The following is a 21,156-nucleotide window of genomic DNA, read 5'->3' on the forward strand; positions in this document are numbered from 1 at the left end:
TGGTTTTTACACCTTACTTTGCAAATGTCCATCCTGCATGGTCATTACTCTTTCAAACCGCGTAGCAAGCTCATCATCGTGAGTGACAACAATCAGGCTCGTATTTAATTCTGTTTTCAGATCCATCATCATGTCCAAAATGTTTTGGGCATTTTTTCTATCTAAATTACCTGTCGGTTCATCAGCCAGGAGGCATTTGGGGCGTGTAACTAAGGCTCTTGCAATGGCAGCGCGCTGTCTTTCACCTCCTGACAGTTCGCTTGGACGATGTAATATCCTTTGTTTCAATCCAACTTTTTCAAGCATATCGGCAGCTTGCGTTTCTGCTTCCGCTTTGTTTTTTTTGCCGATTAAAAGCGGCATCATTACGTTTTCAAGTGCAGAAAATTCAGGCAGCAAATGATGGAACTGGTAAACAAAACCCAGATAAATATTGCGCAATTCTCCCAGTTTTCTTTGAGACATATCGCTTATATCTTGATTCATCAAGGTAATTTTCCCCTCTGATGGTTTATCTAAGCCTCCTAAAATATGTAAAAGGGTTGATTTACCGCTACCTGACGAACCGATAATACTGATACCTTCTCCTTCTTTTACTTCAAGATTCAGGTTTTTCAATACTTGTACGTTTAATGAACCGTCTCGGTAACTTTTTCCGATATTTGTGCATTTCAATACTATATTGTTATTCATATCGTAAGGCCTCCGCCGGTTGTGTTTTGGCTGCACGCCAACTTGGATAGAGTGTGGCAAGGAATGCCAATCCTAAAGAAATACAGGAAATAACCGCCACATCTCGCATGTTTACGTCGCTGGGCAAATAGTCGATAAAATAGATTTGTGAGTTGATAAGGTGGACGCCGAAAAGTTTTTCAAAGAATGCAACGATTTTGCCGACGTTCCAACCGAGTAATACGCCGCATACCACGCCGATAAGCGTTCCAAAAAAGCCTGCAAAAGCCCCTTGCACCATGAAAATTTTCATAACTCCTGATGGCGCAAGACCCAATGTGCGCAAAATGGCAATATCGGCTTGTTTCTCCGTTACCGCCATCACTAAGGACGATACCAAATTGAAGGCTGCAACGGCAATAATCAACGTCAGGATGATGAACATCATGCGTTTTTCCAACTCTACTGCTTCAAAGTAGCTGCGGTTATTGAACGTCCAGTCTCTGACCCAAATTGAGTCTTTTTTAGCAGGTGGGATTAAATTTGCAGTAAACGAGGGAGCATTTTGCGGGTCAGCCAGTTTCAGGCGCAGCCCACCGAAATTTTCACCCAATCTATACAATACTTGGGCATCTTGGATATGCGTCATCGCCAGGGAATTGTCTACTTCATATACGCCTGTTTTGACTAAACCTACAACGTTGAACTGTTTCAGACGAGGTACGACGCCTGCGGGGGTAACATTGCCTTCGGGGGTGATAACGGTAACTTTTCCTCCGACTTCCGCGCCTAAAGCTTGAGCCAATCCTTCTCCTAAAATAATATCGAAGTTACCGGGTTTCAGACTATCGAAACTGCCCGCAAGCATATCTTTTCCATAATCTACAACATTCTTTTCTTCGGATGGTAAGATACCGCGGATTTGAACCCCTCTAACTTCTCCCGCATTGGCAAGCAAGGCTTGATCGGATATGTAAGGCGCGCTTGCCAATACTTCTTTCTTATCTTTGACGATTTCACGAAGGTTTTGCCACCCTAACCCATTGCCATTATCGTAATAACCGATTTCAGCATGAGGGGCGACATTCAGTAACTGCCCTCTGATTTCCTTTTGAAAACCGTTCATTACAGACAGTACGGTAATCAGCGCGGTAACGCCTAATGCAATACCGATAATTGAAATCATGGTGATAAACGACATGAATCCATTGCGTTTTTTCGCCCTGAGATAGCGAAGTCCGATCCATGTTTCCAAAGAAACCATCCGAATGCTCCAGTGTATGTTGAGAATCGAATATTGTACCGTAAAATACCGTCCTAGTCCGAGTCATTCCGATAAGCCGACATCCGTATGTAAATGCCGACGGTCAAACTGCCAAATACCGTAAATTTCGCTCTGAGGCTTGCATAATCCGTCATGTGGCCTTATTCTGAGCAAACGGTACACACTACCGATATTAAAAAAGGAAACAACCTCATGAAAATCAGTAAAATTTTGGTTTTGCCCATCATTGCTGCCGGCTTGGCTTTGAGTGCCAATTCATACGCAAAAGAAATCAAAATTAGTTCAAATAACACATCTTACTCTGATGCAGACGTCCAAAAACTGGCTGCGACTGCAGTCGGGATGGGTGTTAAAGAGCCTGTCAGCCTGAATGCGGGTAGCGGGATTGTTACCGTATCCGGCAACAGCGCGACAACCTGTACATTTAAAGTCGGCAGCGGTTCGTCTCCGCAAATTCAAGGCGTAAGCTGTAAATAATTTATCCGATTGATTTCGTTACATCATGTTTTCATAACAAAGGTCGTCTGAACATTTTCAGACGACCTTTGTCATTGTTAGCGTTGATTGCCCTACTCTTCCGTCGAATCGGTTTTCAACATACGCCGTTCATATACTGCCTGTGCCAAAGTGCCCGCATCGATGTATTCAAGCTCTCCGCCTAAAGGAATGCCTCGTGCAAGGCGGCTGACTTTATAGTGCAAAGGTTTGAATAATTCCGCCAACACATAGGCTGTCGCATCACCTTCGGCGGTAAAGTTGGTTGCGATAATAATTTCTTCCACTTCGCTGTTTTGCAGGCGTGCAACCAGTTTGTCTAAAGAAATATGAGAAATATCCATGCCTTGGGCAGGACTGACCTGCCCCATTAAAACGAAATAAAGTCCGTCATGGCAATTGGCTGTTTCCATATTAGAAACATCAGCAGGCATATGGACTATCATCAGCCTGCGGGGATCACGGTTGGCATCGGAACAAATTTCGCATAAATCACTTTCGCAAAAATTGTTGCACATCCGGCAATGCTGAACTTGCAACAAAGCGTATTGCAAAGCCTCAACCAAATTTTCGGCTTCCTGCCGTTTATGCTGCAAAAGTTGATGTGCCATCCTTTGTGCAGACTTGGGACCGACATTGGGCAGAACTTTCAAAGCGTTAATCAGGCGTGTCAACGCATCGGGTGATTTACTCATTTTTTCAGACGACCTTTGAGGGCTTTGTAAACGAAACGGTCGGGAATATCCGACCGTTTGCTTAAAATGTGCCGTTTTATTCGGCAGAATTATCCAGTTTTTGCGAACCTTGAACTTGCTCAATCTGCTTACTCAGATATTGCAGAAACCGGCTGAATATATTGGCAGATTGATTTTGTACCAAAGCCTGTTTGGCAGCGGGAATTTGTGCCGAAACATTTTCCGGTGCGGAAATGCTTTGAACTTCCATAATAACCGGCGAAGGCAACCCTTCCAACAAAGCAAAAGCCGGTTTGCCATTCGCAGGGCGGGCTTTGACCAATTCGTTGTAGGCTTCGGGCGGCATGGATTTTCGAGCATCCTGTGCTGACAACTGCTCAACGGGCGACCATTGTAAATCTACGTTCTTTCCTGCTTTCAAGTCCGCCAAAGTTTCTTGTGCTTTCTTCTCGGCAAGTTTAACCGATTCGCTACGGACATAGGCAGCCTGAACTTTATCTCCCGCTTCGGTAAATCCGGCTGTTTTTTCTTCACGGACTTCTTTGGCGCGAACGACCCAAACAGTATTGTTGTCAATATTGATAATGTCTGAATTGTGTTTTTTCTTTAAGACATCTTCGCTGAATGCCGCGCTAATCAACGCATCGGGCATACCTGCCGCTTTGGCATCTGCCTGCGTCAGCCATTGATCGGAAGTTTCGATTTTCAAACCTAGTTTTTTCTCCGCCTCATCTAAGGAATTCGGATGATTAAACGCTTCTTCAGCAAGTTTTTCTTTGGCGGCATTAAAATCTGCGGAGGCTTTTTTAAGTTTCAAAGCAGCCTCAATGCGTGCTTTTTCTTTGTCAAACTCAGGCTTAGGAGCATTTTGTGGCAATGCGGCAACTTCTTCGTCAAATACTTTTTTGACTTCATCCGCACTGACGCTTTGCTTCTCCGCCAAATGGGCTGCATTCAGGGTAACGTATTCAAGCTTCACGGCTTGGGGAATCAGATAATCTTTTTTATGCGATTCATAATAACGTTGCAAAGTGGCATCATCCGTTTTGACTTGTGCCGCAAATGTTTCCGGGCTGAATGTAAATGAACGGACGGTACGGTTTGACTGAGTCAGCTTAATCAGCTGCTCTGCTTGAGAATCGCTGATAATTGCCCCGTTCTGAACCAAGTTAATCAAATTTTGTAAGGCAAACTGCTCGCGTAAATCATCGATAAATTGGTCTTCGGACATATGGCGTTGGCTCAGATATTGCGTAAACAATGCTTGACTGAATTTACCGTTGGCATCATGAAATGCCGGATCATCGACAATAGCCTGTTTAACCTGATCCATAGACACATCTATGCCCATCATCTTTGCGCCCTCTTTCAGATAGGCACGCTGAACCAGCCCGCTAAATATGGCTTCGCGGCTTTGCCCGCCGCCTGCGGCCTGATCCGCCTGTACGGCATTATTCAAGGTATAGTCGCTTATTTTTTCGCTGCCGACCTTGACGATATAGTCGGAGCCGGAGTTTCTCGCAGTTTCAACACCAAAGCCGATAAAGGTCAACGCAATCAGACCCAGTAGGATTTGGGCGGGAGTTTTATATTTTTCAACGGTATGGAACATATTGGTTTGAGGGCGTAATGGTTAATGGCAAACGCGCATTGTAGCGTTTTTTCAGAGACTCCGCATCTTTCAGACGACGTTTTATTCCGAAAAAATCTTCTGATAGTTTTCGACAGAAAATCCGACGTAAACCCTGTCCTCTTTACGCAAAACCGGACGTTTGATCAAACTTGGATTTTCCGCCATCAGTCGAATCGCCCCGTCCGGATTATTTTCGGCTGCTTGACGGTCGGCATCGTCAAGTTTGCGCCATGTCGTACCACGTTTGTTGAGCAGGGTTTCCAAAGGAACCTGTTCCAACCATTGGCGGATAACTGCCTCGCTTGGGGCGTTTTTCTTAAAATCGGAAAATTCGTACACAATATTATTTTCAGCCAACCAGTTGCGTGCCTTTTTAACAGTGTCGCAATTTGTGATTCCGTATAATTCAATCATGCTGTTTCTTTCTTGCTGATGCTTGGTAAGCTCTCATTTTACTATATTCCCCAAGTGAAATAAGCTAGAATACCTGTCCGCAATCCCTTAATCGGGAAACAGGTTATAGAAGGATTCCCTATGCAAAGCCGTTTACCTTTTTTCAGCGTCATCCGTGTCGGCGGAGAAGATCGCGCTTCATTTCTCCATGGCCAACTATCCAATGACATTAATCACTTACCTGTAAATCATGCCTGCTACGCGACTTACAACACACCTAAGGGGCGTGTTTTGGCGAATATGGTTGTATTAAACCGAGGGGAAGATTTATTGCTGGTTATGGCGGCGGATTTGGCTGAATCTATCGTGAAACGGCTACGTATGTTCGTATTGCGCGCTAAAGTCGAATTTACCCCCCTACCCGATTTTGCCGTTGCAGGCATGCTCGATAAAAGCTGCCCTGCTACCCCGCCCGACTCACCCAGCCTTTCTTTCGAGGCATCACTGGAAAACGGTGTATATACCATTCCCCTGCCCCATAAAGGTCGTCTGAAAATCGGCGAGGCGGCGCAGCTCCCCGAATATGATGCCCAAGCCGAAAATGCGTGGAATCTGCACGAAATCCGCAGCGGCTATCCATGGATTTCTGCTGCGACCAAAGAAACCGCTGTTGCACAAATGATCAACCAACACATCATCGGCGGCGTACATTTCAAAAAAGGCTGCTACCCCGGTCAAGAAATTATTGCGCGCGCCCAGTATCGCGGCCAAGTAAAACGCGGGCTGGCGGTATTGAGCGGAGATTCATTGGAAGCAGCAGGTGTAGGCGTGGTTTCCGAAGGTGCGGAAGCCGGACAAATCATCAACACTGCGCTAACTGAAAATGGCAGCTTAAGCCTTGCCGTCATCAAGTTTTCCGCAGCGCAATCTCCTCTTACGGATGCAGACGGCAACGTATTGAAACAGGAAAAACTTTTCTTTTCCATTTCTGAAGAATAGCCCGTCCGCGATAACAAGGTCGTCTGAAATCTTTCGGAATAAGGTTTCAGACGACCTTTTATCTCCTCCTTACATCCCGTTTCGACGGCTGTTATATAATTCTCCCACACACACTCCCCTACTCTTTCCCCATGAAACTCAACCCCCAACAGCAAGCCGCCGTCAAATACCTCGGCGGGCCTTTGCTCGTGCTTGCCGGTGCCGGTAGCGGCAAAACCGGCGTAATTACGCAAAAAATCAAACATTTGATTGTCAATGTCGGCTATCTGCCGCATACCGTTGCCGCGATTACCTTTACCAACAAAGCCGCCACGGAAATGCAGGAGCGCGTTGCCAAAATGCTGCCCAAGTCGCAAACGCGCGGGCTGACGATTTGCACGTTCCACTCTTTGGGCATGAAGATTTTGCGTGAAGAGGCGAACCATATCGGTTACAAAAAAAACTTCTCCATCCTCGATTCCACCGACAGCGCGAAAATCATCGGCGAACTCTTGGGCGGCACGGGAAAAGAAGCCTTATTCAAAGCGCAGCATCAGATTTCCCTGTGGAAAAACGATTTGAAAACACCCGAAGACGTACTTCAGACGACCTCCAACGCATGGGAAGAACAAATCTCGCGCGTGTATGCGAGCTATCAGGAAACCCTACAAAGCTATCAGGCGGTGGACTTCGACGACTTAATCCGCCTGCCCGCCGTGTTGTTGCAGCAAAACAGCGAAGTGCGCAACAAATGGCAACGGCGGCTGCGTTATCTGTTGGTTGACGAATGTCAGGACACGAATACCTGCCAATTTACGCTGATGAAGCTCTTGACCGGCGCGGAAGGCATGTTTACCGCCGTCGGCGACGACGACCAGTCCATCTACGCATGGCGCGGCGCGAACATGGAAAACCTGCGCAAAATGCAGGAAGACTATCCGCAGATGAAAGTCATCAAATTGGAGCAAAACTACCGCTCCACCGCGCGGATTCTCAAAATCGCCAACAAAGTCATCGAAAACAACCCCAAGCTGTTCACCAAAAAACTTTGGTCGCAGTTCGGCGAAGGCGAAATCGTCAAAGTCGTTGCCTGCCAAAACGAGCAACACGAAGCCGACTGGGTCGTCAGCCAAATCGTCAAACAGAAGCTGGTCGGTGGCGACAAAACCCAATACGCCGATTTCGCCGTGTTATACCGCGGCAACCACCAGGCGCGGATTTTTGAAGAAGCCTTGCGCAGCGCGCGCGTTCCTTACCAACTCTCCGGCGGGCAAAGTTTTTTTGACAAAGCCGAAATTAAAGACGTGTTGTCCTATTTGCGCCTGCTCGCCAATCCCAACGACGATCCCGCCTTTCTGCGCGCTGTCACCACGCCCAAACGCGGCATCGGCGACGTAACGCTCGGCAAACTCAATACCTACGCGCACGAACACGAATGCAGCCTGTATGAAGCCGCGCAAACCGAAGAAGCTCTAGCATTACTGAACAATACGAACAGCCAACACCTGCAAGCCTTTATGGATATGTTCGGCAGCTACCGCGCCAAAGCAGAAACCAGCGAAGCGGGCGAACTCATCAACAGCCTGCTCAAAGAAATCGACTACGAAAACCACCTGCTTGCCAGTGAAGAAGGCAACGCCGGCGAAATCAAATGGCGCAACGTCAGCGACCTGACCGGCTGGCTAGAGCGCAAAGGCGAGCAAGACGGCAAAAACATCATCGAACTTGCCCAAACCGTCGCCTTAATGACGCTCTTGGAAGGCAAAAGCGAAGAAGAAGTCGATGCCGTCAAACTCTCGACCCTGCACGCCTCCAAAGGCTTGGAATACCCCTACGTCTTCCTCGTCGGCTGCGAAGAGGGCATCCTGCCGCACAACGACAGCATCGAAGAAGAAAACGTCGAAGAAGAACGCCGCCTGATGTACGTCGGCATCACCCGCGCCAAGCGCCAGCTTACGCTGACCCACTGCGTCAAACGCAAAAAACAAGGCACATGGCAGTTCCCCGAACCCAGCCGCTTCATAGACGAAATGCCGCAGGAAGACATCAAGATTTTAGGGCGCAAAGGCGGCGAGCCGATTGTGAGTAAGGAAGAGGGCAGAAGCCATCTGGCGGGGATGTTGGATATGTTGGCGGCGAAAGGGAAGGGCTGAAACGAGAGAGGGCAGGTAAAAGGTCGTCTGAAAGCATCATTTGCGTGTTCAGACGACCTTTGTTATGTCCGTTCTGCTTGGCAAAACAGCCTGGTATACGTATAATCGGTCTTTCCTATCTGGGGGCGATCTTGGTTTCGACGAGGGTTGCAAAGCAGATGCGGGCATACCGGGGTCTCAGATTTCCCGTAAAACACTGAATCTAAATAGTCGCAAACGACGAAACTTACGCACTGGCCGCTTAAGGCCTGCCGTTGCAGCAGTCGGTCAATGGGCTGTGTAGCGCAAGCTACAGCAACGTCATTCTACATTGACTGGTTTTCCGCCGGGTTACTTGACGGGAAATAAGATTTAAGGTAACTGGTTCCTAGAAGGCCTGTCGGTCGGCATGATAGGAACAAGATTTTAAATAGACACGACTAAGTATGTAGAACGCTCTGTAGAGGACTTTCGGACGGGGGTTCAATTCCCCCCGCCTCCACCAAGATATCCGATAAGTATCCGATACTTATCTTCATTTCTTTGTTTTTGGGCACACTATTGGCACATTTCCCATCAAAAAGCTGATCGATTTTAGACTTTTCACGCTGCCTGTCGGCTAAGTTAATCCAGCGAGAATAGTTTTCAAGTAGCATCTTCATGGTGCCGTGTCCCATCTACCGAGCTACCCACATGGGGTTGGCTCCGGCCATGAGGTTGATATGGCAAATGTATTGCGGGTGTTGTAGGGTTTCCTGTACCTTACCCCCGCTATTTTTATGGCGCGCTGCCACGGTCTTCAAGGTACTTTGACATTCTCAAACGGGCTGCCGGTTTTTGGATTGATGAAAACGTATCCGCTTGCTAGTCCTGTTCTTTGCCATTGGCTGCGTAAGGCTTCCAAGGCGCGGCTATTGAGTTCGATGTCTCGGTGACTGTGGGTTTTAGTGCTTTTCAACTTGCCGGCCACGGATGCTTTGTTACGCGCACGCACTGCCTCTGGAAGTCGATGTTTTGCCAAGTGATGAGAGCGATGAGCTCGCTGACGCATACCGCTGATAAAAGGCCAGTTCGAAGTAATTGTGAAACACAGGTTTATTTTTCAGGTAACCTAGGATGGCTTCGGCTTCTTCAAGCGTGAACGGGTCAGGCGGCTCTTTCTGCACTTTGGCGTTGGTCAGATGCTGGGCGGGGTTGTCTTTTATCCTACCGTTGCGGAGCGCAAGAACAAACGGCTGCCGAATAACAGTGGCGATGTTGTTGCGAGTATTTGCGCTACAGTCTAAGGTAGCCAGCAGCCCGGCTAGGGTACTGTACTGGATACGGTCTATCGGTATGTCGCCAATTTTGGGCAGAACGTGGCTGTTGGGCATGCCGCGATAGCGGGATAGGGTGGAGTGGGATAGCTGGTTTAACGGTGGCCAGCCAGGCTTCGGCCATCTCACGGAAAGTGGGGCTGCTTTCCGTTCCTTCCGCACGTTTGGAGTGGGGGAAGAATTCAGCGTAGTCGAATACGCCGATGGCGATTTGTCGGGTACATATTTCTTCCCTGAGTTTGGTGGCGTGTAGGCATTGCTGAAACCACGCTTCAAAAAAGACTCCGGTCATCGTATTTTGATAAACCGAGACCTTTGCAAAATATCTCTCTTCACCTTTTTGTTAACATCCGAAAACCTGTGTTTGGGTTTCGGATGTCGAAGGAAGGGCTTTTTTGCAAAGGTCTCGGTTGATGTGTTTGGCAATCATGGCTTGTGCGGTTTGCTAGAAGAAAGTGCTCATGAGAAATCCCCTAAATGTCTTGATGGGAATTTAGGGGATTTTTGCAAAGGTCTCGGGTTAACTTTTTGGGTAAGTTTTCAGGAATTTCATCAAAACGTTTTTCAAATGTACCGTTTGTCTATTCGAAGTTTTGTACCCATTCTGCTAAAGCGGTTATGCTAAAAAACACAGTTTTATTGTAACGTTTCAAACATTTTCTCTCGGGCTGCTTTTCCATCAATCGGACAGAGGTCGTCTGAACCCTCAATTTGCGTTTTCAGACGACCTTTTGTTTGGCTACCAACATCCGGTCAATAAGAATCCGGGATGTGTTTGAAATACAGCATGACCAGATACCAAAACAGCGTCGCGGCGGCGGCGCCGAGCAGCACCCATGCGCTGATTTTGGCGACATCGCGCAGGGCGCGTTTTTGCTTGCGGCTGAAGAGGCGGTTGATAATCAGCGCGGCAAGTGCGAAAAAGAAAAAAATACGGAAAAGTCTGCCTATCATGTCGGGAAGCGGGGGAGGTCGTCTGAAAAAGTATGGTTTGGGCGTGGCGGCATGGGGACGGATGTTTCAGCGCATCGGGCTGCTTGTCCGACCGTGTCAAAAAGTCATGCCGTTTGCTATATAATAACGCTTTCGCCGCATTTGTTGGAACAGGATATGAGTCAAAATGCCTCGGTGGGCATTGTAACGCCCCAAAAAATTCCGTTTGAGATGCCGCTGGTTTTGGAAAACGGTAAAACTTTGCCGCGTTTCGATCTGATGATTGAAACCTACGGCGAGTTGAATGCCGAAAAAAACAATGCGGTTTTAATCTGCCATGCGCTGTCGGGCAACCATCATGTTGCGGGCAGGCATTCGGCGGAGGATAAATATACGGGCTGGTGGGACAATATGGTCGGACCCGGCAAACCGATTGATACGGAACGTTTTTTCGTGGTCGGTTTGAACAATCTGGGCGGCTGCGACGGCAGCAGCGGGCCTTTGTCGATCAATCCTGAAACAGGCAGGGAATACGGCGCGGATTTTCCGGTGGTTACGGTGAAGGACTGGGTAAAATCCCAAGCCGCGCTTGCCGATTATCTCGGCATCGAACAATGGGCGGCGATTGTCGGCGGCAGCTTGGGCGGTATGCAGGCTTTGCAGTGGACGATTTCCTACCCCGAGCGCGTGCGTCATGCGTTGGTGATTGCATCTGCGCCGAAGCTGTCCACGCAAAATATCGCGTTTAACGATGTAGCGCGTCAGGCGATTTTGACCGACCCTGATTTCAATGAAGGACATTACCGCAGCCACAATACCGTTCCTGCACGGGGCTTACGGATTGCCCGCATGATGGGACACATCACTTATCTTGCCGAAGACGGTTTGGGCAAAAAATTCGGACGTGATTTGCGTTCCAACGGCTATCAATACGGCTTTGGCGTTGAATTTGAAGTGGAATCCTATCTGCGCTATCAGGGCGACAAATTCGTCGGACGGTTCGACGCCAACACCTACCTGCTCATGACCAAGGCTTTGGACTATTTCGATCCGGCGGCGGATTTCGGCGACAGCCTGACCCGCGCCCTGCAAAATGTGAAAGCGAAATTCTTTGTCGCCAGCTTCAGTACCGACTGGCGTTTTTCGCCCGAACGTTCCAAAGAGCTGGTTAAAGCGTTGATTGCCGCGCACAAGCCGGTGCAGTATATCGAAGTCAAATCCAACCACGGCCATGATGCCTTTTTGATGGAAGACGAGGCTTATATGCGCGCCGTAACGGCTTATATGAACAATGTGGATAAGGATTGCCGATCATGAACTTGCGCGACGATTTGCAATTGATTTACGACTGGATTCCCGAAGGCAGCCGCGTATTGGACTTGGGCTGCGGCGACGGCGAATTGCTGGCGGCTTTGGTGGAATACAAAAAATGCAGCGGCTACGGTATCGAAATCGACACCGACAGCGTCATCGCCGCCATGTCGCGCGGCGTGAACGTCATCCAAGCCGATTTGGAGCAGGGTTTGGCGGAATTTGGCGACCAGACGTTTGACGTTATCGTTTTGAGCCAAACCATCCAAGCCATGCAAAATACCGAAAAAATCCTGCGCTGCCTCATGCGCGTGGCGAAACAGGCGATTGTCAGCTTCCCGAATTTCGGCTACTGGCGCAACCGCTTCCAAATCGCCATCGGCGGGCATATGCCCGTCTCCGAACGCATGCCCTACCATTGGTACGACACGCCGAACATCCATTGGTGTACGCTCAAAGACTTTGATTTATTGTGCGCCAAAAACAAAATCCGCGTCCTCGAACGCGCCGTCATGGCGGGCAACAAACAGGTCAAACATTTCCCCAACCTTTTGGGCAGCTTGGCGTTTTACCGCGTCGGGTAAGATAGGCTGAGAACCTTGTTGGCAATAACGAGGTTCTTCAGTTGTACTAACAAGAGGTCGTCTGAAAAATGAAAGGACAGATTTTCAGACGACCTTTTTATGTCTATAAACCTTATTTGGAAATTGTGTTTGATGAAGTGGGAAAATATTTGATTACCGTATATGAAAATGCCTCCAATCCGGTAAGCGGGATTGATTTGATGTGATGGATTTGGAGCGTAAAAGGAGAGGGTGGAAATCCCCGGACTTATTGTGCATTCGTTGAGAATTTGATGCGATAGCAGCTTGATTTGACGCACTCGAATCTGTCTTGTTTTACGCTTAATTCAATATCAAAAAAGATTTGGAAAACACTCATGACGCCAAACGGACTTGATGGGACAACCATCAAGGCCGTTTGATTTTAATCCCCGATAGGTAGGGCTAGTCTTCCGAATGCAATCAGTTAAAAAATTTTGTTATTTTCAGACTTCTATGTAGATGAGAAAGGTTGGTATTTTGCCTAATTAACAAAGACATTATTTAACAAAGTCTTAACTGAAAAGAGCAGCCGATTAAAGAAGAGTACCACGTGCAACCTATTTCAGATTACCTTTTTCCTTATTCGATTATTGCTGGTAAGTCTGCAAAAAGCGTTCGAGTTTACCCATGGCTTCTTCGATTTGGTGGGTGTACGGCAGGGTAACGATGCGGAAGTGGTCGGGGCGTATCCAGTTGAAGCCCGTTCCTTGTACGAACAAGACTTTTTCGCGCACGAGCAGGTCGTAGATAAATTTCATGTCGTCATGGATGCCGTACATTTCGGTATCGATTTTCGGGAACATATACATCGCGCCCATCGGTTTGACACAGGAAAGTCCGGGGATTTGGTTAATCAGTTCCCACGCTTTATTGCGTTGCTCCAGCAGGCGGCCGCCGGGCAGGATGAATTCGTTAATGCTTTGATAGCCGCCCAAAGCGGTTTGGATGGCGTGTTGCATGGGCGTGTTGGCACACAGGCGCATGGAGGCGAGCATATCGAGACCTTCGATATAGCCTTTGGCATGTTCTTTCGGGCCGTTGAGCACCATCCAGCCTTGGCGGAATCCGGCAACGCGGTAGGCTTTGGAAAGACCATTGAAGGTAATGGTCAACAGGTCGGGCGCGAGTGCGGCGATGTGGTGGTGTACCGCGCCGTCGTAGAGGATTTTGTCGTAGATTTCGTCGGCGAAGATGATCAGGCCGTGTTTTCGCGCCAACTCGGCGATTTCGAGCAGGATTTCTTTGCTGTACACCGCGCCGGTGGGGTTGTTGGGGTTGATGACGACGATGGCTTTGGTTTTCGGTGTGATTTTGGCTTCCATATCGGCAAGGTTGGGAAACCAATCGTTTTCTTCGTCACACAAATAATGGCGCACCGTACCGCCCGCCAAAGTGGCGGCAGCCGTCCACAACGGATAGTCGGGCGCGGGAATCAGGATTTCGTCGCCGTCGTTCAAAAGCGCCTGCATAGACATGGTAATCAGCTCGGACACGCCGTTGCCGATATAAACGTCGTTGACCGTAATGTCGCGCAAGCCTTTGGTCTGATAGTAATGAACGATGGCCTTGCGGGCGGAATACAGCCCTTTGGAATCGCAATACCCCTGCGCGGTCGGCAGGTTGCGGATTACGTCCACCAAAATTTCATCGGGCGCTTCAAAGCCGAACGGGGCAGGATTGCCGATATTGAGCTTGAGGATTTTATGGCCTTCTTCTTCGAGTTGCAGGGCTTTTTTGTGTACCGGGCCGCGGATGTCGTAGCAAACATGGTCCAGCTTGGACGATTTGGGAAATTTCTCCATGATGTGTGTTCCGTAAAATTGTTAACAATGGGGGTAAATGTACTCCGTTTGCAGGCGGAAAGAAAGTATTTTATGCGGGCGAAAAAAAGGTCGTCTGAAACCGAGTTCCAAATTTCAGACGACCGACGATTCGGGTTTGAAGTGCAACTCTCCATAACGCAAAAAGGCCGGTATGCGGCAGCATACGGCCTTTTCTGTAAGAAAGATTGCCAAGGGCCACACACAACTTACCCAAGACGAACTATACCTATCCGATACAATATCTGCCCCCTACTGCACCATCACCGAAATCGCTACATAGCTTAACCGCCACGAAAAAATACCATAAGAATCTGTTGCAACTACCGGTGTCTAAATGTTGCACTTGAAATCCGAATGCAAGGCTATCTTGATTATCAGACGGCCTTTTTTGTTGATATGGATATCTTAGAATTTTATTCCCTAGAATTTCACGCCTTTATGCAATGCCACAATCCCTGCGCTCATATTATGATAGTCCACGCTGTCGAACCCCGCGTCCAGCATCATCAGTTTCAAAGTTTCTTGGTCGGGATGCATACGGATGGATTCGGCGAGATATTGATAGCTGTCAGCGTCTTTTGCAATCAGTTTGCCCATAACCGGCAGCAGCTTGAAGGAATAAAGGTCGTACGCGCCTTCCAGCGGTTTGTAGACTTTGGAAAACTCCAATACCAGCAGCGTGCCGCCCGGTTTCAACACGCGGTACATCTCTTTCAGCGCGGCCTCTTTGTGCGTCATGTTGCGCAGACCGAAGGCGACAGAAACCAGATTGAAATAGTTGTCGGGAAACGGTAGTTTTTCAGCATCAGCCAGCGATACGGGCAGAATCAGCCCTTCGTTGAGCAATCGGTCGCGTCCGACGGTCAGCATCGAAGAATTGATGTCAGTCAGCCAAACTTCGCCCTCTTTACCCACGCGTTTGGCCCAGCCTCGAGACAGATCGCCCGTACCGCCGGCAATGTCCAATACTTTGTCGCCTTTTTTCAACCGTGCGGTATTGATGGTGAAATGCTTCCAAACACGGTGCAGGCCGCCGGACATTACATCGTTCATAATGTCATAGTTTTTCGCTACCGAATGGAATACTTCGGCTACTTTGCCTGCCTTTTCGTTCTCATCTACGGTACTGAAACCAAAATGGGTTTTGTGGTCGCTCATGTTGCCTGCCTTTTATAAATCTAAAATTAAAATAATGTGAATTCAGATATTAAATACGTCGAAATCACCAATCGCTTTCGACGCAGGAAATATATTTTTCGCCTGTTCCATCTTAAAACGTTGTGCGCAGCCTGCTTTGGTACCTAAAAATTGCAGCTCCATATTTTCAGACGACCTTTTCGTCAATGTCTTCCGCCGCAACCTCCGCTGCCGCAGGTATGGCCGGATTTCGGTTCGGCATTCAAATCGTCAGGAGAAGGAATACGGGACGCACCAGCCAGCTCCATACGGCGCAGGTAGTCCGCCCACAGCGCGTCGTAATTGTGCGCCAGTTTGTGCAGATAGGCCCAGTCGTATAAACCGCTGTTGTGGCCGTCTGAAAAAGTGATTTTCAAGGCGTAATTACCGACCGGCTCCAAATCAGCAACGGTAACGCTTGCCTTTCCGGTTTGTAAAACCTCCTGCCCTACGCCGTGTCCGCGCACTTCCGCACTGGGCGAATAAACACGCAAAAACTCTGCGGAAAGTGGTTTTTCATCGGCATCGTAACGCAGCGTCAGCGATGCACGGTCTTTCGACAGACGGATTTCAGTCGGAATGAGGTTGTTTTCGTTCACGGTCATACTCCGGATTTTTTACGCAGCCACGCAACTCTGATGGAAAAAACGCCACCGGCCGCGGCAAACAGCAAAATTAAATAAAGGGACAGGCGTATCAAATTTATCCTCGTCTGCCCGATTAAGCCCAAAGGTAACATCATCAGTCCTGCAAATATTAAAAACTCCGAAACCATTAAAGCGACAGAAATGAGGGCATAGCGGGTATCTGCATTGATTTTGTGATGACGGCTCATGGCTGCGCAAGGGTTGCTGAACTTGAAGTCGGGTCATTCTATCAGTTTTGCAGGCTAATTTCGATAAAAGGTCGTCTGAAACGGAAACGCCTGTTTCAGACGACCTTTTGGCTTTTGCTTTATCAGGCTTACTCGATAAGCAGGACAACTGCTTTTTCGGTTTCCTCATTCGGCATCAGGCGCACGGCTGTGCCGGTTTTTCCTTTGAGGCGCACGAGGAAGCCTCCGGGTTTGCGTTCCAAAACCTCAAGCTTTGCATCACCTCGCGGGCGGAATGTGATTTTTTCGCATTCGCGAAGACACCAGTGGTTTTTCCAATGAATGAAATAAATGTTATCCGGTTTGACGGCAAGCGTTTCTCCGCCATTGACGACAAAATAAGGATAATCGGGCTTTTTGGTTTTGAATGTCCATTCTGCTTTCTGTTTCTTACCGTTTTGACTGTATTCGAATACGGCGCGGTAGGCAGTGTCGTATTCGAGCGGCGATAGCGGGAAAAGCGCGAATTGTTTGTCAGTCAACTGTCCGTTTGGATCTGTGTATTTATCCAAAATTTTGGTTTTGTCGATTTCGTTTTTGCCTTGATAAAGTTTGAACGACAGCATCTTGACTTCACTCCCATCGTCTGAAAATGCAATGCTGACGGGATTTCCGGTAAATTCATAACCGGGCATGGGATCAGGATGTTCGCCGTAAAAATCCGGCGCGGCAAAATTTCCCTTCGGATAAGCGATATACGCTAATTTTGTTTGATTTTTAATTTCGTCGGCGTAAACGATAGAGCCATTGAAACAAGAATTTTTATAGAAACGGCGGCCTGCTTCCGGATAAGATCGCCCTAACGAACACCAATGATTGAATTCCCGGTTGCCCTGATTGAAGACGACGGCGGTTTTTCCGTTGCCATGCTCAACAGCTACGCCCGCCTCGTCAATATTTTGATCAAGCAAAGAAAAACGGTGGTAAATGGCTGTCATCAGGGCATCAGTTTGCTCGTGCAGGACAAGCGTGCTTTTAAATCCATCCTGATGGCGGTACTCGCCCGTGCTGATGTTTTCATGAACCCCATCGAAATAATAGCCTGCCTTGCGGGCGCGGTCGGAGGGCTTGTATCCCGTGTAAAATTGATTATTCCGATGTTTTTCGTCATGGCCGTCTTCAGGATTGATCAGCAGATATTTGGCGTGCCTGCGGGCTGAGCGTTCCAATACCGGGGAATTCGACAGAGAATTCAAACCGGCAGCAGCACGCAAAAAATTAAGGTAACCCAAACCGCTTAAAGTTTCTACGGACGAATGGTCTTGACCGGCTTGAGGGTGGATAAGGTCGTCTGAAAAGAAATAGCGATTTTGCTGGTAATAAAACAGACCAAGCGCGCCTGCTAATATTACCAGCCAAATGGAGATGGATTTCATATTGTCATTTTATAGAGTGAAGTGAGTTTAACGTACTGATGAAAGAACTTGGCGAATCATACAGCATAATATCCGTAAGCGTCGTCTGAAAAGCGCCGGCCAAATGAAATAAATGTATTTTTATTACAGTAAAATATTGTTAAGCGAATTTGCCTGATTTATAATTCCTGCCATATTGAAAGATGAAGTTTTTGTATTTTATGGGCAAATGACTTCATCCTCTTTTTTGTCTGTTGAAAATATTGAATATTTGCTCCATCGGTATTGGTTTGGCCAGCCCGAATCTGATATTTGCTTTATATCCTCGAATTAGGAAGTGTCCATGTCCACAATGTTTTTTATCCAGTTCGCCATCGTACTGGTGTGTATCTTAATCGGCGCACGGGTCGGCGGTATCGGCTTGGGCGTACTCGGCGGTGTCGGGTTGGCGGTTTTGGCTTTTGGTTTTCATCTTGAGCCGACCAGTCCGCCGATTGACGTGATGCTGATGATTATGGCGGTTGTTTCCGCCGCCGCATCGATGCAGGCAAGCGGCGGCTTGGACTACATGATTAAAATCGCCACCCGCGTTTTACACCGCAATCCGAAATACATCACCTTCATCGCGCCTGCGGTTACATACCTGTTTACCGTATTGGCAGGCACGGGACACGTCGCTTATTCGGTATTGCCCGTTATTGCCGAAGTCAGCCGCCGCAACGGCATCCGCCCGTCGCGTCCGTTGACGATGGCGGTTATCGCATCGCAATTTGCCATTGTTGCCAGCCCGATTGCGGCCGCGGTCGTTGCCTGCGTTACCTACCTTGAGCCGCAACACATCACCATGGCTGATGTACTGAAAGTGACTGTTCCTTCAACCATTCTCGGTATCGGTCTCGCCTGCGTATTCGTCAACAAGCTCGGCAAAGAGTTGAAAGATGACCCGCATTATCAGGCGTTGCTGAAAGACCCGGAATATGTAAAAGCCAACGAAAAAGATTCGGTTGAAGTTTCCAACGCGCCCGTCAGCAAAGAGGCGAAACTCTCGGTCGGTATTTTCCTCGCCGCCGCATTACTGGTGGTCGTGATGGGTGCCGTCCCCGAGTTGCGTCCGACCTTCCAAACGGAAGAAGGCCCGAAACTGATGGGCATGGCGCACGCTATCGAAATCGTCATGCTTTCTGCCGCCGCGCTGATTATCCTACTGTGTAAACCGGATGGTAACGCGATTACAAAAGGCTCGGTGTTCCACGCGGGGATGCGTGCCGTTATCGCCGTATTCGGTGTGGCATGGCTGGGCGATACGCTGATGCACGGTCATCTGGCAGAAGTCAAAGAAACCGTATCGCATCTGGTCGAAACCGCGCCGTGGACTTTTGCGTTTGCCCTGTTCGTTTTGTCCGTCTTGGTCAACAGCCAGGGGGCGACCGTCGCAACGCTGTTCCCCATCGGTATTTCGCTGGGCATTCCCGCTCCGATTATCATCGGCACGTTTGTCGCGGTGAACGGCTATTTCTTCATTCCGAACTACGGTCCGATTATCGCGGCGATTGATTTTGACAGCACAGGTTCAACCAAAATCGGCAAATTTATTTTCAACCACAGCTTTATGATCCCCGGCCTCTTAAGCATGGCGTTTAGCTTGGCATTCGGTTTGTTGCTGGCGAATTATTTCTTTTAAGGTCGTCTGAAAAAAAGGTCGTCTGAAAACCAAAATGCGTTTTCAGACGACCTTTGCATTAGGATTATCCGCTATAATATCACCGCATAACAAAACCCGTCTTTTACGACCCTATCCCCACGGAGCGTACAAAAATGTACCACTACAAATCCGAAGCCACCCAGTTTCTCGACAAACTTATCGAAGACAATCCGCAACTGGAAACGCAACGCCTAGAAAACCGCCACCTGCTTTGGGATGTCGAATTAAATCCGCAAGAGCAGGCAGAGTTTGAGGCTGCCAAAGTCGCCAAAAAACCTTACACATACTATCAAGACTGATCGTGCCGAAATGACTGTCCGCACATCCAACACCCCTGCCGGACTACAGGACTACCTCAATACCATCGGACAAGCGGAGCATCCCGTCCTTGCCGCATTGCGCGAGCGCACGCTTTCACACCGATTGGGCAATATGGCCATTGCCCGCGAACAAGCCGCCCTGCTTTCTTGGTTGACGCAGCTTATCCGTGCCGAAAAATATTTGGAAATCGGCGTGTTTACAGGATACAGCAGCACCGCCGTCGCGCTTGCATTGCCCGAGCATGGCAAAGTTACCGCCTGCGACATCAACGTAACATTTACCGACATAGCGCGCGAAACTTGGCGGGCGGCAGGGGTGGAACACAAAATTTCGCTGTACCTGCAACCTGCCCTTTTGACTTTGGACGACCTGATAGCGCAAGGCGAAGCGGAAAGTTACGACCTGGCCCTGATAGATGCGGATAAGCCCCCTACCCCGCAATATTTCGAACGTTGCCTGAAGCTTGTGCGTAAGGGCGGCATTATCGCCATCGACAATGTTTTGCTGAATGGCCGGGTCTTGCATGAGGGCGACGAACACTCCCCGCCCAGCTTGAAAATACTGCAAACATTCAACCGCAGCCTACCCGAAGATGAACGTATCGTTCCCATTACCCTACCCGTCGGCGACGGATTGACCCTTCTATTGAAAAAATAAACCGATGAAAACAAACCTGCTTATCCGACTGCTTCCCATTGCCGTTACCGCCGCCTGTACTTCCGTTTCATCCCCGTCTTCAGACGACACTTTTTCGCTGCCGGATATTCCCGATAGCCCGCAGAAAGTATCCATCCCCTATCCCAAGCTCGACGAACAGACACAAATCGACCATTTGGGCGTACAGGTTGCACGCATTGAGCGGGAAATGGAGGCGGTAAACCTTCGTTTGCAGCAAATCGAGCAGCAAAACAAAATCCACTCCCGTCCTGCTAAGAAAACCGTGTCGCAACGCTTGGACGACCAGAAGCTCAAAAAACATTATCTGGAGAACGGCGGTACCGCGCCGACCGAAACAGATTCCCTTACCCTAAACGAAACCCGTCTTTACGAGCGTGCATCCAAATACTACCGCAGCGGGAATTATCGGGCGGCGGCAGCCATTCTGAAGGAAGCCGACGGCGGTAACGGCAGCGATATTGCGCGCCGCAATATGTATCTGTTGCTGCAAAGCCAGCAGCGCATGGGCCACTGCGAATCCGTCATCGAAATCGGCGGACGCTACGCCAACCGCTTCCGCAGCAGCCCGCAAGCCCCCGACGCGCTCTTCAGCATCGGACAATGCCAATACAAACTGCAACAGAAAGACATCGCCCTCAACACATGGCGCAAGCTGATACAGAGCTATCCCGATAGCGAAGCTGCCAAACGCGCCGCTATCAGTATCAAGCAACGATAACTTTTCAGACGATCTCCCCCCTATTCGAAGGTCGTCTGAAATCATTCATTGAATAATGTTT

Annotated in this window: 23 protein-coding genes and 1 other RNA gene; 12 read left to right on the forward strand and 12 right to left on the reverse strand. The window is 48.8% G+C overall.

Going from position 1 to position 21,156, the window contains the following annotated elements; all coding sequences use genetic code 11:
• Positions 1-6 precede the first annotated feature (6 nt).
• Both lolD and NSCA4_RS0109435 read right to left on the reverse strand, forming a co-directional pair.
• A complete protein-coding gene (gene lolD, locus NSCA4_RS0109430) occupies positions 7-693 on the reverse strand; it encodes a lipoprotein-releasing ABC transporter ATP-binding protein LolD (RefSeq protein WP_016687898.1) in 687 nt (228 codons plus the stop codon).
• On the reverse strand, positions 686-1,936 hold the full coding sequence (locus NSCA4_RS0109435) for a lipoprotein-releasing ABC transporter permease subunit (protein WP_029609711.1): 1,251 nt from the start codon (positions 1,934-1,936) through the stop codon (positions 686-688). The genes lolD and NSCA4_RS0109435 overlap by 8 nt, the downstream gene beginning before the upstream one ends.
• Positions 1,937-2,149: 213 nt before the next feature.
• Here NSCA4_RS0109435 and NSCA4_RS0109440 point away from each other — a divergent pair, with 213 nt between their 5' ends.
• Positions 2,150-2,434 carry a hypothetical protein gene (locus NSCA4_RS0109440; RefSeq protein ID WP_016687900.1) on the forward strand — a complete coding sequence of 95 codons (285 nt, stop codon included), beginning with the start codon at positions 2,150-2,152 and terminating at the stop codon, positions 2,432-2,434.
• Between the two features lie 92 nt (positions 2,435-2,526).
• Here NSCA4_RS0109440 and recR read toward each other — a convergent pair whose 3' ends face one another.
• The 3 genes from recR to NSCA4_RS0109455 form a co-directional block, all read right to left on the reverse strand.
• Positions 2,527-3,147, reverse strand: coding sequence for a recombination mediator RecR (gene recR / locus NSCA4_RS0109445; RefSeq protein WP_016687901.1), 621 nt, complete (start codon positions 3,145-3,147; stop codon positions 2,527-2,529).
• A gap of 76 nt (positions 3,148-3,223) precedes the next feature.
• Positions 3,224-4,759 carry a SurA N-terminal domain-containing protein gene (locus tag NSCA4_RS0109450; RefSeq protein ID WP_016687902.1) on the reverse strand — a complete coding sequence of 512 codons (1,536 nt, stop codon included), beginning with the start codon at positions 4,757-4,759 and terminating at the stop codon, positions 3,224-3,226.
• A gap of 81 nt (positions 4,760-4,840) precedes the next feature.
• Positions 4,841-5,194 (reverse strand): ArsC family reductase, encoded by a 354-nt coding sequence (locus NSCA4_RS0109455; protein WP_016687903.1) that lies wholly within the window; start codon positions 5,192-5,194, stop codon positions 4,841-4,843.
• Positions 5,195-5,314: 120 nt separating this feature from the next.
• Here NSCA4_RS0109455 and ygfZ point away from each other — a divergent pair, with 120 nt between their 5' ends.
• The 3 genes from ygfZ to ssrA all read left to right on the forward strand — a co-directional run bounded on the left by ygfZ (position 5,315) and on the right by ssrA (position 8,788).
• Positions 5,315-6,172 (forward strand): CAF17-like 4Fe-4S cluster assembly/insertion protein YgfZ, encoded by an 858-nt coding sequence (gene ygfZ, locus NSCA4_RS0109460; protein ID WP_029609712.1) that lies wholly within the window; start codon positions 5,315-5,317, stop codon positions 6,170-6,172.
• Between the two features lie 131 nt (positions 6,173-6,303).
• Positions 6,304-8,304, forward strand: coding sequence for a DNA helicase Rep (rep, locus tag NSCA4_RS0109465; protein ID WP_016687905.1), 2,001 nt, complete (start codon positions 6,304-6,306; stop codon positions 8,302-8,304).
• 121 nt (positions 8,305-8,425) lie between these two features.
• Positions 8,426-8,788: a transfer-messenger RNA gene (gene ssrA / locus NSCA4_RS14085) on the forward strand.
• A 770-nt stretch (positions 8,789-9,558) separates the two neighbouring features.
• On the opposite strand, the gene NSCA4_RS16300 is transcribed toward ssrA, so the two are convergent.
• Positions 9,559-9,891 carry an Arm DNA-binding domain-containing protein gene (locus NSCA4_RS16300; RefSeq protein ID WP_141565467.1) on the reverse strand — a complete coding sequence of 111 codons (333 nt, stop codon included), beginning with the start codon at positions 9,889-9,891 and terminating at the stop codon, positions 9,559-9,561.
• Positions 9,892-10,352: 461 nt separating this feature from the next.
• On the reverse strand, positions 10,353-10,553 hold the full coding sequence (locus tag NSCA4_RS15575; RefSeq protein ID WP_003675061.1) for a protein MIGRI: 201 nt from the start codon (positions 10,551-10,553) through the stop codon (positions 10,353-10,355).
• On the opposite strand from NSCA4_RS15575, the gene NSCA4_RS16100 reads away from it, so the two are divergent.
• The 4 genes from NSCA4_RS16100 (at position 10,552) to NSCA4_RS14715 (ending at position 12,633) form a co-directional block, all read left to right on the forward strand.
• Complete coding sequence (locus NSCA4_RS16100) at positions 10,552-10,677, forward strand: hypothetical protein (protein ID WP_255265304.1); 126 nt, start codon at positions 10,552-10,554, stop codon at positions 10,675-10,677. The two genes, NSCA4_RS15575 and NSCA4_RS16100, sit on opposite strands and share 2 nt — an antisense overlap.
• A 32-nt stretch (positions 10,678-10,709) precedes the next feature.
• Positions 10,710-11,849 (forward strand): homoserine O-succinyltransferase MetX, encoded by a 1,140-nt coding sequence (gene metX / locus NSCA4_RS0109485; protein ID WP_016687907.1) that lies wholly within the window; start codon positions 10,710-10,712, stop codon positions 11,847-11,849.
• Complete coding sequence (metW, locus tag NSCA4_RS0109490; RefSeq protein WP_016687908.1) at positions 11,846-12,427, forward strand: methionine biosynthesis protein MetW; 582 nt, start codon at positions 11,846-11,848, stop codon at positions 12,425-12,427. Before metX ends, metW begins: the two co-directional genes overlap by 4 nt.
• Before the next feature lie 68 nt (positions 12,428-12,495).
• Positions 12,496-12,633 carry a hypothetical protein gene (locus NSCA4_RS14715; protein ID WP_016687909.1) on the forward strand — a complete coding sequence of 46 codons (138 nt, stop codon included), beginning with the start codon at positions 12,496-12,498 and terminating at the stop codon, positions 12,631-12,633.
• A gap of 402 nt (positions 12,634-13,035) precedes the next feature.
• Here NSCA4_RS14715 and NSCA4_RS0109500 read toward each other — a convergent pair whose 3' ends face one another.
• The 5 genes from NSCA4_RS0109500 to NSCA4_RS0109525 form a co-directional block, all read right to left on the reverse strand.
• On the reverse strand, positions 13,036-14,250 hold the full coding sequence (locus NSCA4_RS0109500) for a pyridoxal phosphate-dependent aminotransferase (protein WP_016687910.1): 1,215 nt from the start codon (positions 14,248-14,250) through the stop codon (positions 13,036-13,038).
• A gap of 441 nt (positions 14,251-14,691) precedes the next feature.
• A complete protein-coding gene (gene ubiE, locus NSCA4_RS0109505; protein WP_016687911.1) occupies positions 14,692-15,429 on the reverse strand; it encodes a bifunctional demethylmenaquinone methyltransferase/2-methoxy-6-polyprenyl-1,4-benzoquinol methylase UbiE in 738 nt (245 codons plus the stop codon).
• Between the two features lie 182 nt (positions 15,430-15,611).
• Positions 15,612-16,052: a gamma-butyrobetaine hydroxylase family protein gene (locus NSCA4_RS0109515; RefSeq protein WP_016687913.1), complete on the reverse strand. Its 441-nt coding sequence runs from the start codon at positions 16,050-16,052 to the stop codon at positions 15,612-15,614.
• Positions 16,049-16,282, reverse strand: a complete 234-nt coding sequence (locus NSCA4_RS0109520; protein WP_016687914.1) for a hypothetical protein — start codon at positions 16,280-16,282, stop codon at positions 16,049-16,051. Before NSCA4_RS0109520 ends, NSCA4_RS0109515 begins: the two co-directional genes overlap by 4 nt.
• A 128-nt stretch (positions 16,283-16,410) precedes the next feature.
• Positions 16,411-17,697, reverse strand: coding sequence for a CAP domain-containing protein (locus tag NSCA4_RS0109525; RefSeq protein WP_016687915.1), 1,287 nt, complete (start codon positions 17,695-17,697; stop codon positions 16,411-16,413).
• A gap of 331 nt (positions 17,698-18,028) precedes the next feature.
• Between NSCA4_RS0109525 and NSCA4_RS0109530 the strand changes: the two genes are divergently transcribed.
• From NSCA4_RS0109530 to NSCA4_RS0109545, 4 genes are all read left to right on the forward strand, one after another.
• Positions 18,029-19,357: an anaerobic C4-dicarboxylate transporter family protein gene (locus NSCA4_RS0109530; RefSeq protein WP_029609714.1), complete on the forward strand. Its 1,329-nt coding sequence runs from the start codon at positions 18,029-18,031 to the stop codon at positions 19,355-19,357.
• A gap of 134 nt (positions 19,358-19,491) precedes the next feature.
• Positions 19,492-19,677: a DUF3460 family protein gene (locus tag NSCA4_RS0109535; protein WP_003743254.1), complete on the forward strand. Its 186-nt coding sequence runs from the start codon at positions 19,492-19,494 to the stop codon at positions 19,675-19,677.
• Positions 19,678-19,687: 10 nt separating this feature from the next.
• Complete coding sequence (locus NSCA4_RS0109540; RefSeq protein WP_016687917.1) at positions 19,688-20,356, forward strand: class I SAM-dependent methyltransferase; 669 nt, start codon at positions 19,688-19,690, stop codon at positions 20,354-20,356.
• Between the two features lie 4 nt (positions 20,357-20,360).
• The gene (locus NSCA4_RS0109545; RefSeq protein WP_016687918.1) at positions 20,361-21,095 is read left to right on the forward strand and encodes a tetratricopeptide repeat protein; all 735 of its coding nucleotides are present in this window, start codon (positions 20,361-20,363) and stop codon (positions 21,093-21,095) included.
• Positions 21,096-21,156: the final 61 nt, after the last annotated feature.

This window comes from Neisseria sicca 4320 (genome assembly GCF_000193735.1).
Lineage (GTDB): Bacteria > Pseudomonadota > Gammaproteobacteria > Burkholderiales > Neisseriaceae > Neisseria > Neisseria sicca_E.

Coding starts and splice junctions, on each gene's coding strand:
- lolD (WP_016687898.1), bottom strand. CDS start 693: ATGAATAACAATATAGTATTGAAATGCACAAATATCGGAAAAAGTTAC.
- NSCA4_RS0109435 (WP_029609711.1), bottom strand. CDS start 1,936: ATGGTTTCTTTGGAAACATGGATCGGACTTCGCTATCTCAGGGCGAAA.
- NSCA4_RS0109440 (WP_016687900.1), top strand. CDS start 2,150: ATGAAAATCAGTAAAATTTTGGTTTTGCCCATCATTGCTGCCGGCTTG.
- recR (WP_016687901.1), bottom strand. CDS start 3,147: ATGAGTAAATCACCCGATGCGTTGACACGCCTGATTAACGCTTTGAAA.
- NSCA4_RS0109450 (WP_016687902.1), bottom strand. CDS start 4,759: ATGTTCCATACCGTTGAAAAATATAAAACTCCCGCCCAAATCCTACTG.
- NSCA4_RS0109455 (WP_016687903.1), bottom strand. CDS start 5,194: ATGATTGAATTATACGGAATCACAAATTGCGACACTGTTAAAAAGGCA.
- ygfZ (WP_029609712.1), top strand. CDS start 5,315: ATGCAAAGCCGTTTACCTTTTTTCAGCGTCATCCGTGTCGGCGGAGAA.
- rep (WP_016687905.1), top strand. CDS start 6,304: ATGAAACTCAACCCCCAACAGCAAGCCGCCGTCAAATACCTCGGCGGG.
- NSCA4_RS16300 (WP_141565467.1), bottom strand. CDS start 9,891: ATGACCGGAGTCTTTTTTGAAGCGTGGTTTCAGCAATGCCTACACGCC.
- NSCA4_RS16100 (WP_255265304.1), top strand. CDS start 10,552: ATGTCGGGAAGCGGGGGAGGTCGTCTGAAAAAGTATGGTTTGGGCGTG.
- NSCA4_RS15575 (WP_003675061.1), bottom strand. CDS start 10,553: ATGATAGGCAGACTTTTCCGTATTTTTTTCTTTTTCGCACTTGCCGCG.
- metX (WP_016687907.1), top strand. CDS start 10,710: ATGAGTCAAAATGCCTCGGTGGGCATTGTAACGCCCCAAAAAATTCCG.
- metW (WP_016687908.1), top strand. CDS start 11,846: ATGAACTTGCGCGACGATTTGCAATTGATTTACGACTGGATTCCCGAA.
- NSCA4_RS14715 (WP_016687909.1), top strand. CDS start 12,496: ATGAAAGGACAGATTTTCAGACGACCTTTTTATGTCTATAAACCTTAT.
- NSCA4_RS0109500 (WP_016687910.1), bottom strand. CDS start 14,250: ATGGAGAAATTTCCCAAATCGTCCAAGCTGGACCATGTTTGCTACGAC.
- ubiE (WP_016687911.1), bottom strand. CDS start 15,429: ATGAGCGACCACAAAACCCATTTTGGTTTCAGTACCGTAGATGAGAAC.
- NSCA4_RS0109515 (WP_016687913.1), bottom strand. CDS start 16,052: ATGACCGTGAACGAAAACAACCTCATTCCGACTGAAATCCGTCTGTCG.
- NSCA4_RS0109520 (WP_016687914.1), bottom strand. CDS start 16,282: ATGAGCCGTCATCACAAAATCAATGCAGATACCCGCTATGCCCTCATT.
- NSCA4_RS0109525 (WP_016687915.1), bottom strand. CDS start 17,697: ATGAAATCCATCTCCATTTGGCTGGTAATATTAGCAGGCGCGCTTGGT.
- NSCA4_RS0109530 (WP_029609714.1), top strand. CDS start 18,029: ATGTTTTTTATCCAGTTCGCCATCGTACTGGTGTGTATCTTAATCGGC.
- NSCA4_RS0109535 (WP_003743254.1), top strand. CDS start 19,492: ATGTACCACTACAAATCCGAAGCCACCCAGTTTCTCGACAAACTTATC.
- NSCA4_RS0109540 (WP_016687917.1), top strand. CDS start 19,688: ATGACTGTCCGCACATCCAACACCCCTGCCGGACTACAGGACTACCTC.
- NSCA4_RS0109545 (WP_016687918.1), top strand. CDS start 20,361: ATGAAAACAAACCTGCTTATCCGACTGCTTCCCATTGCCGTTACCGCC.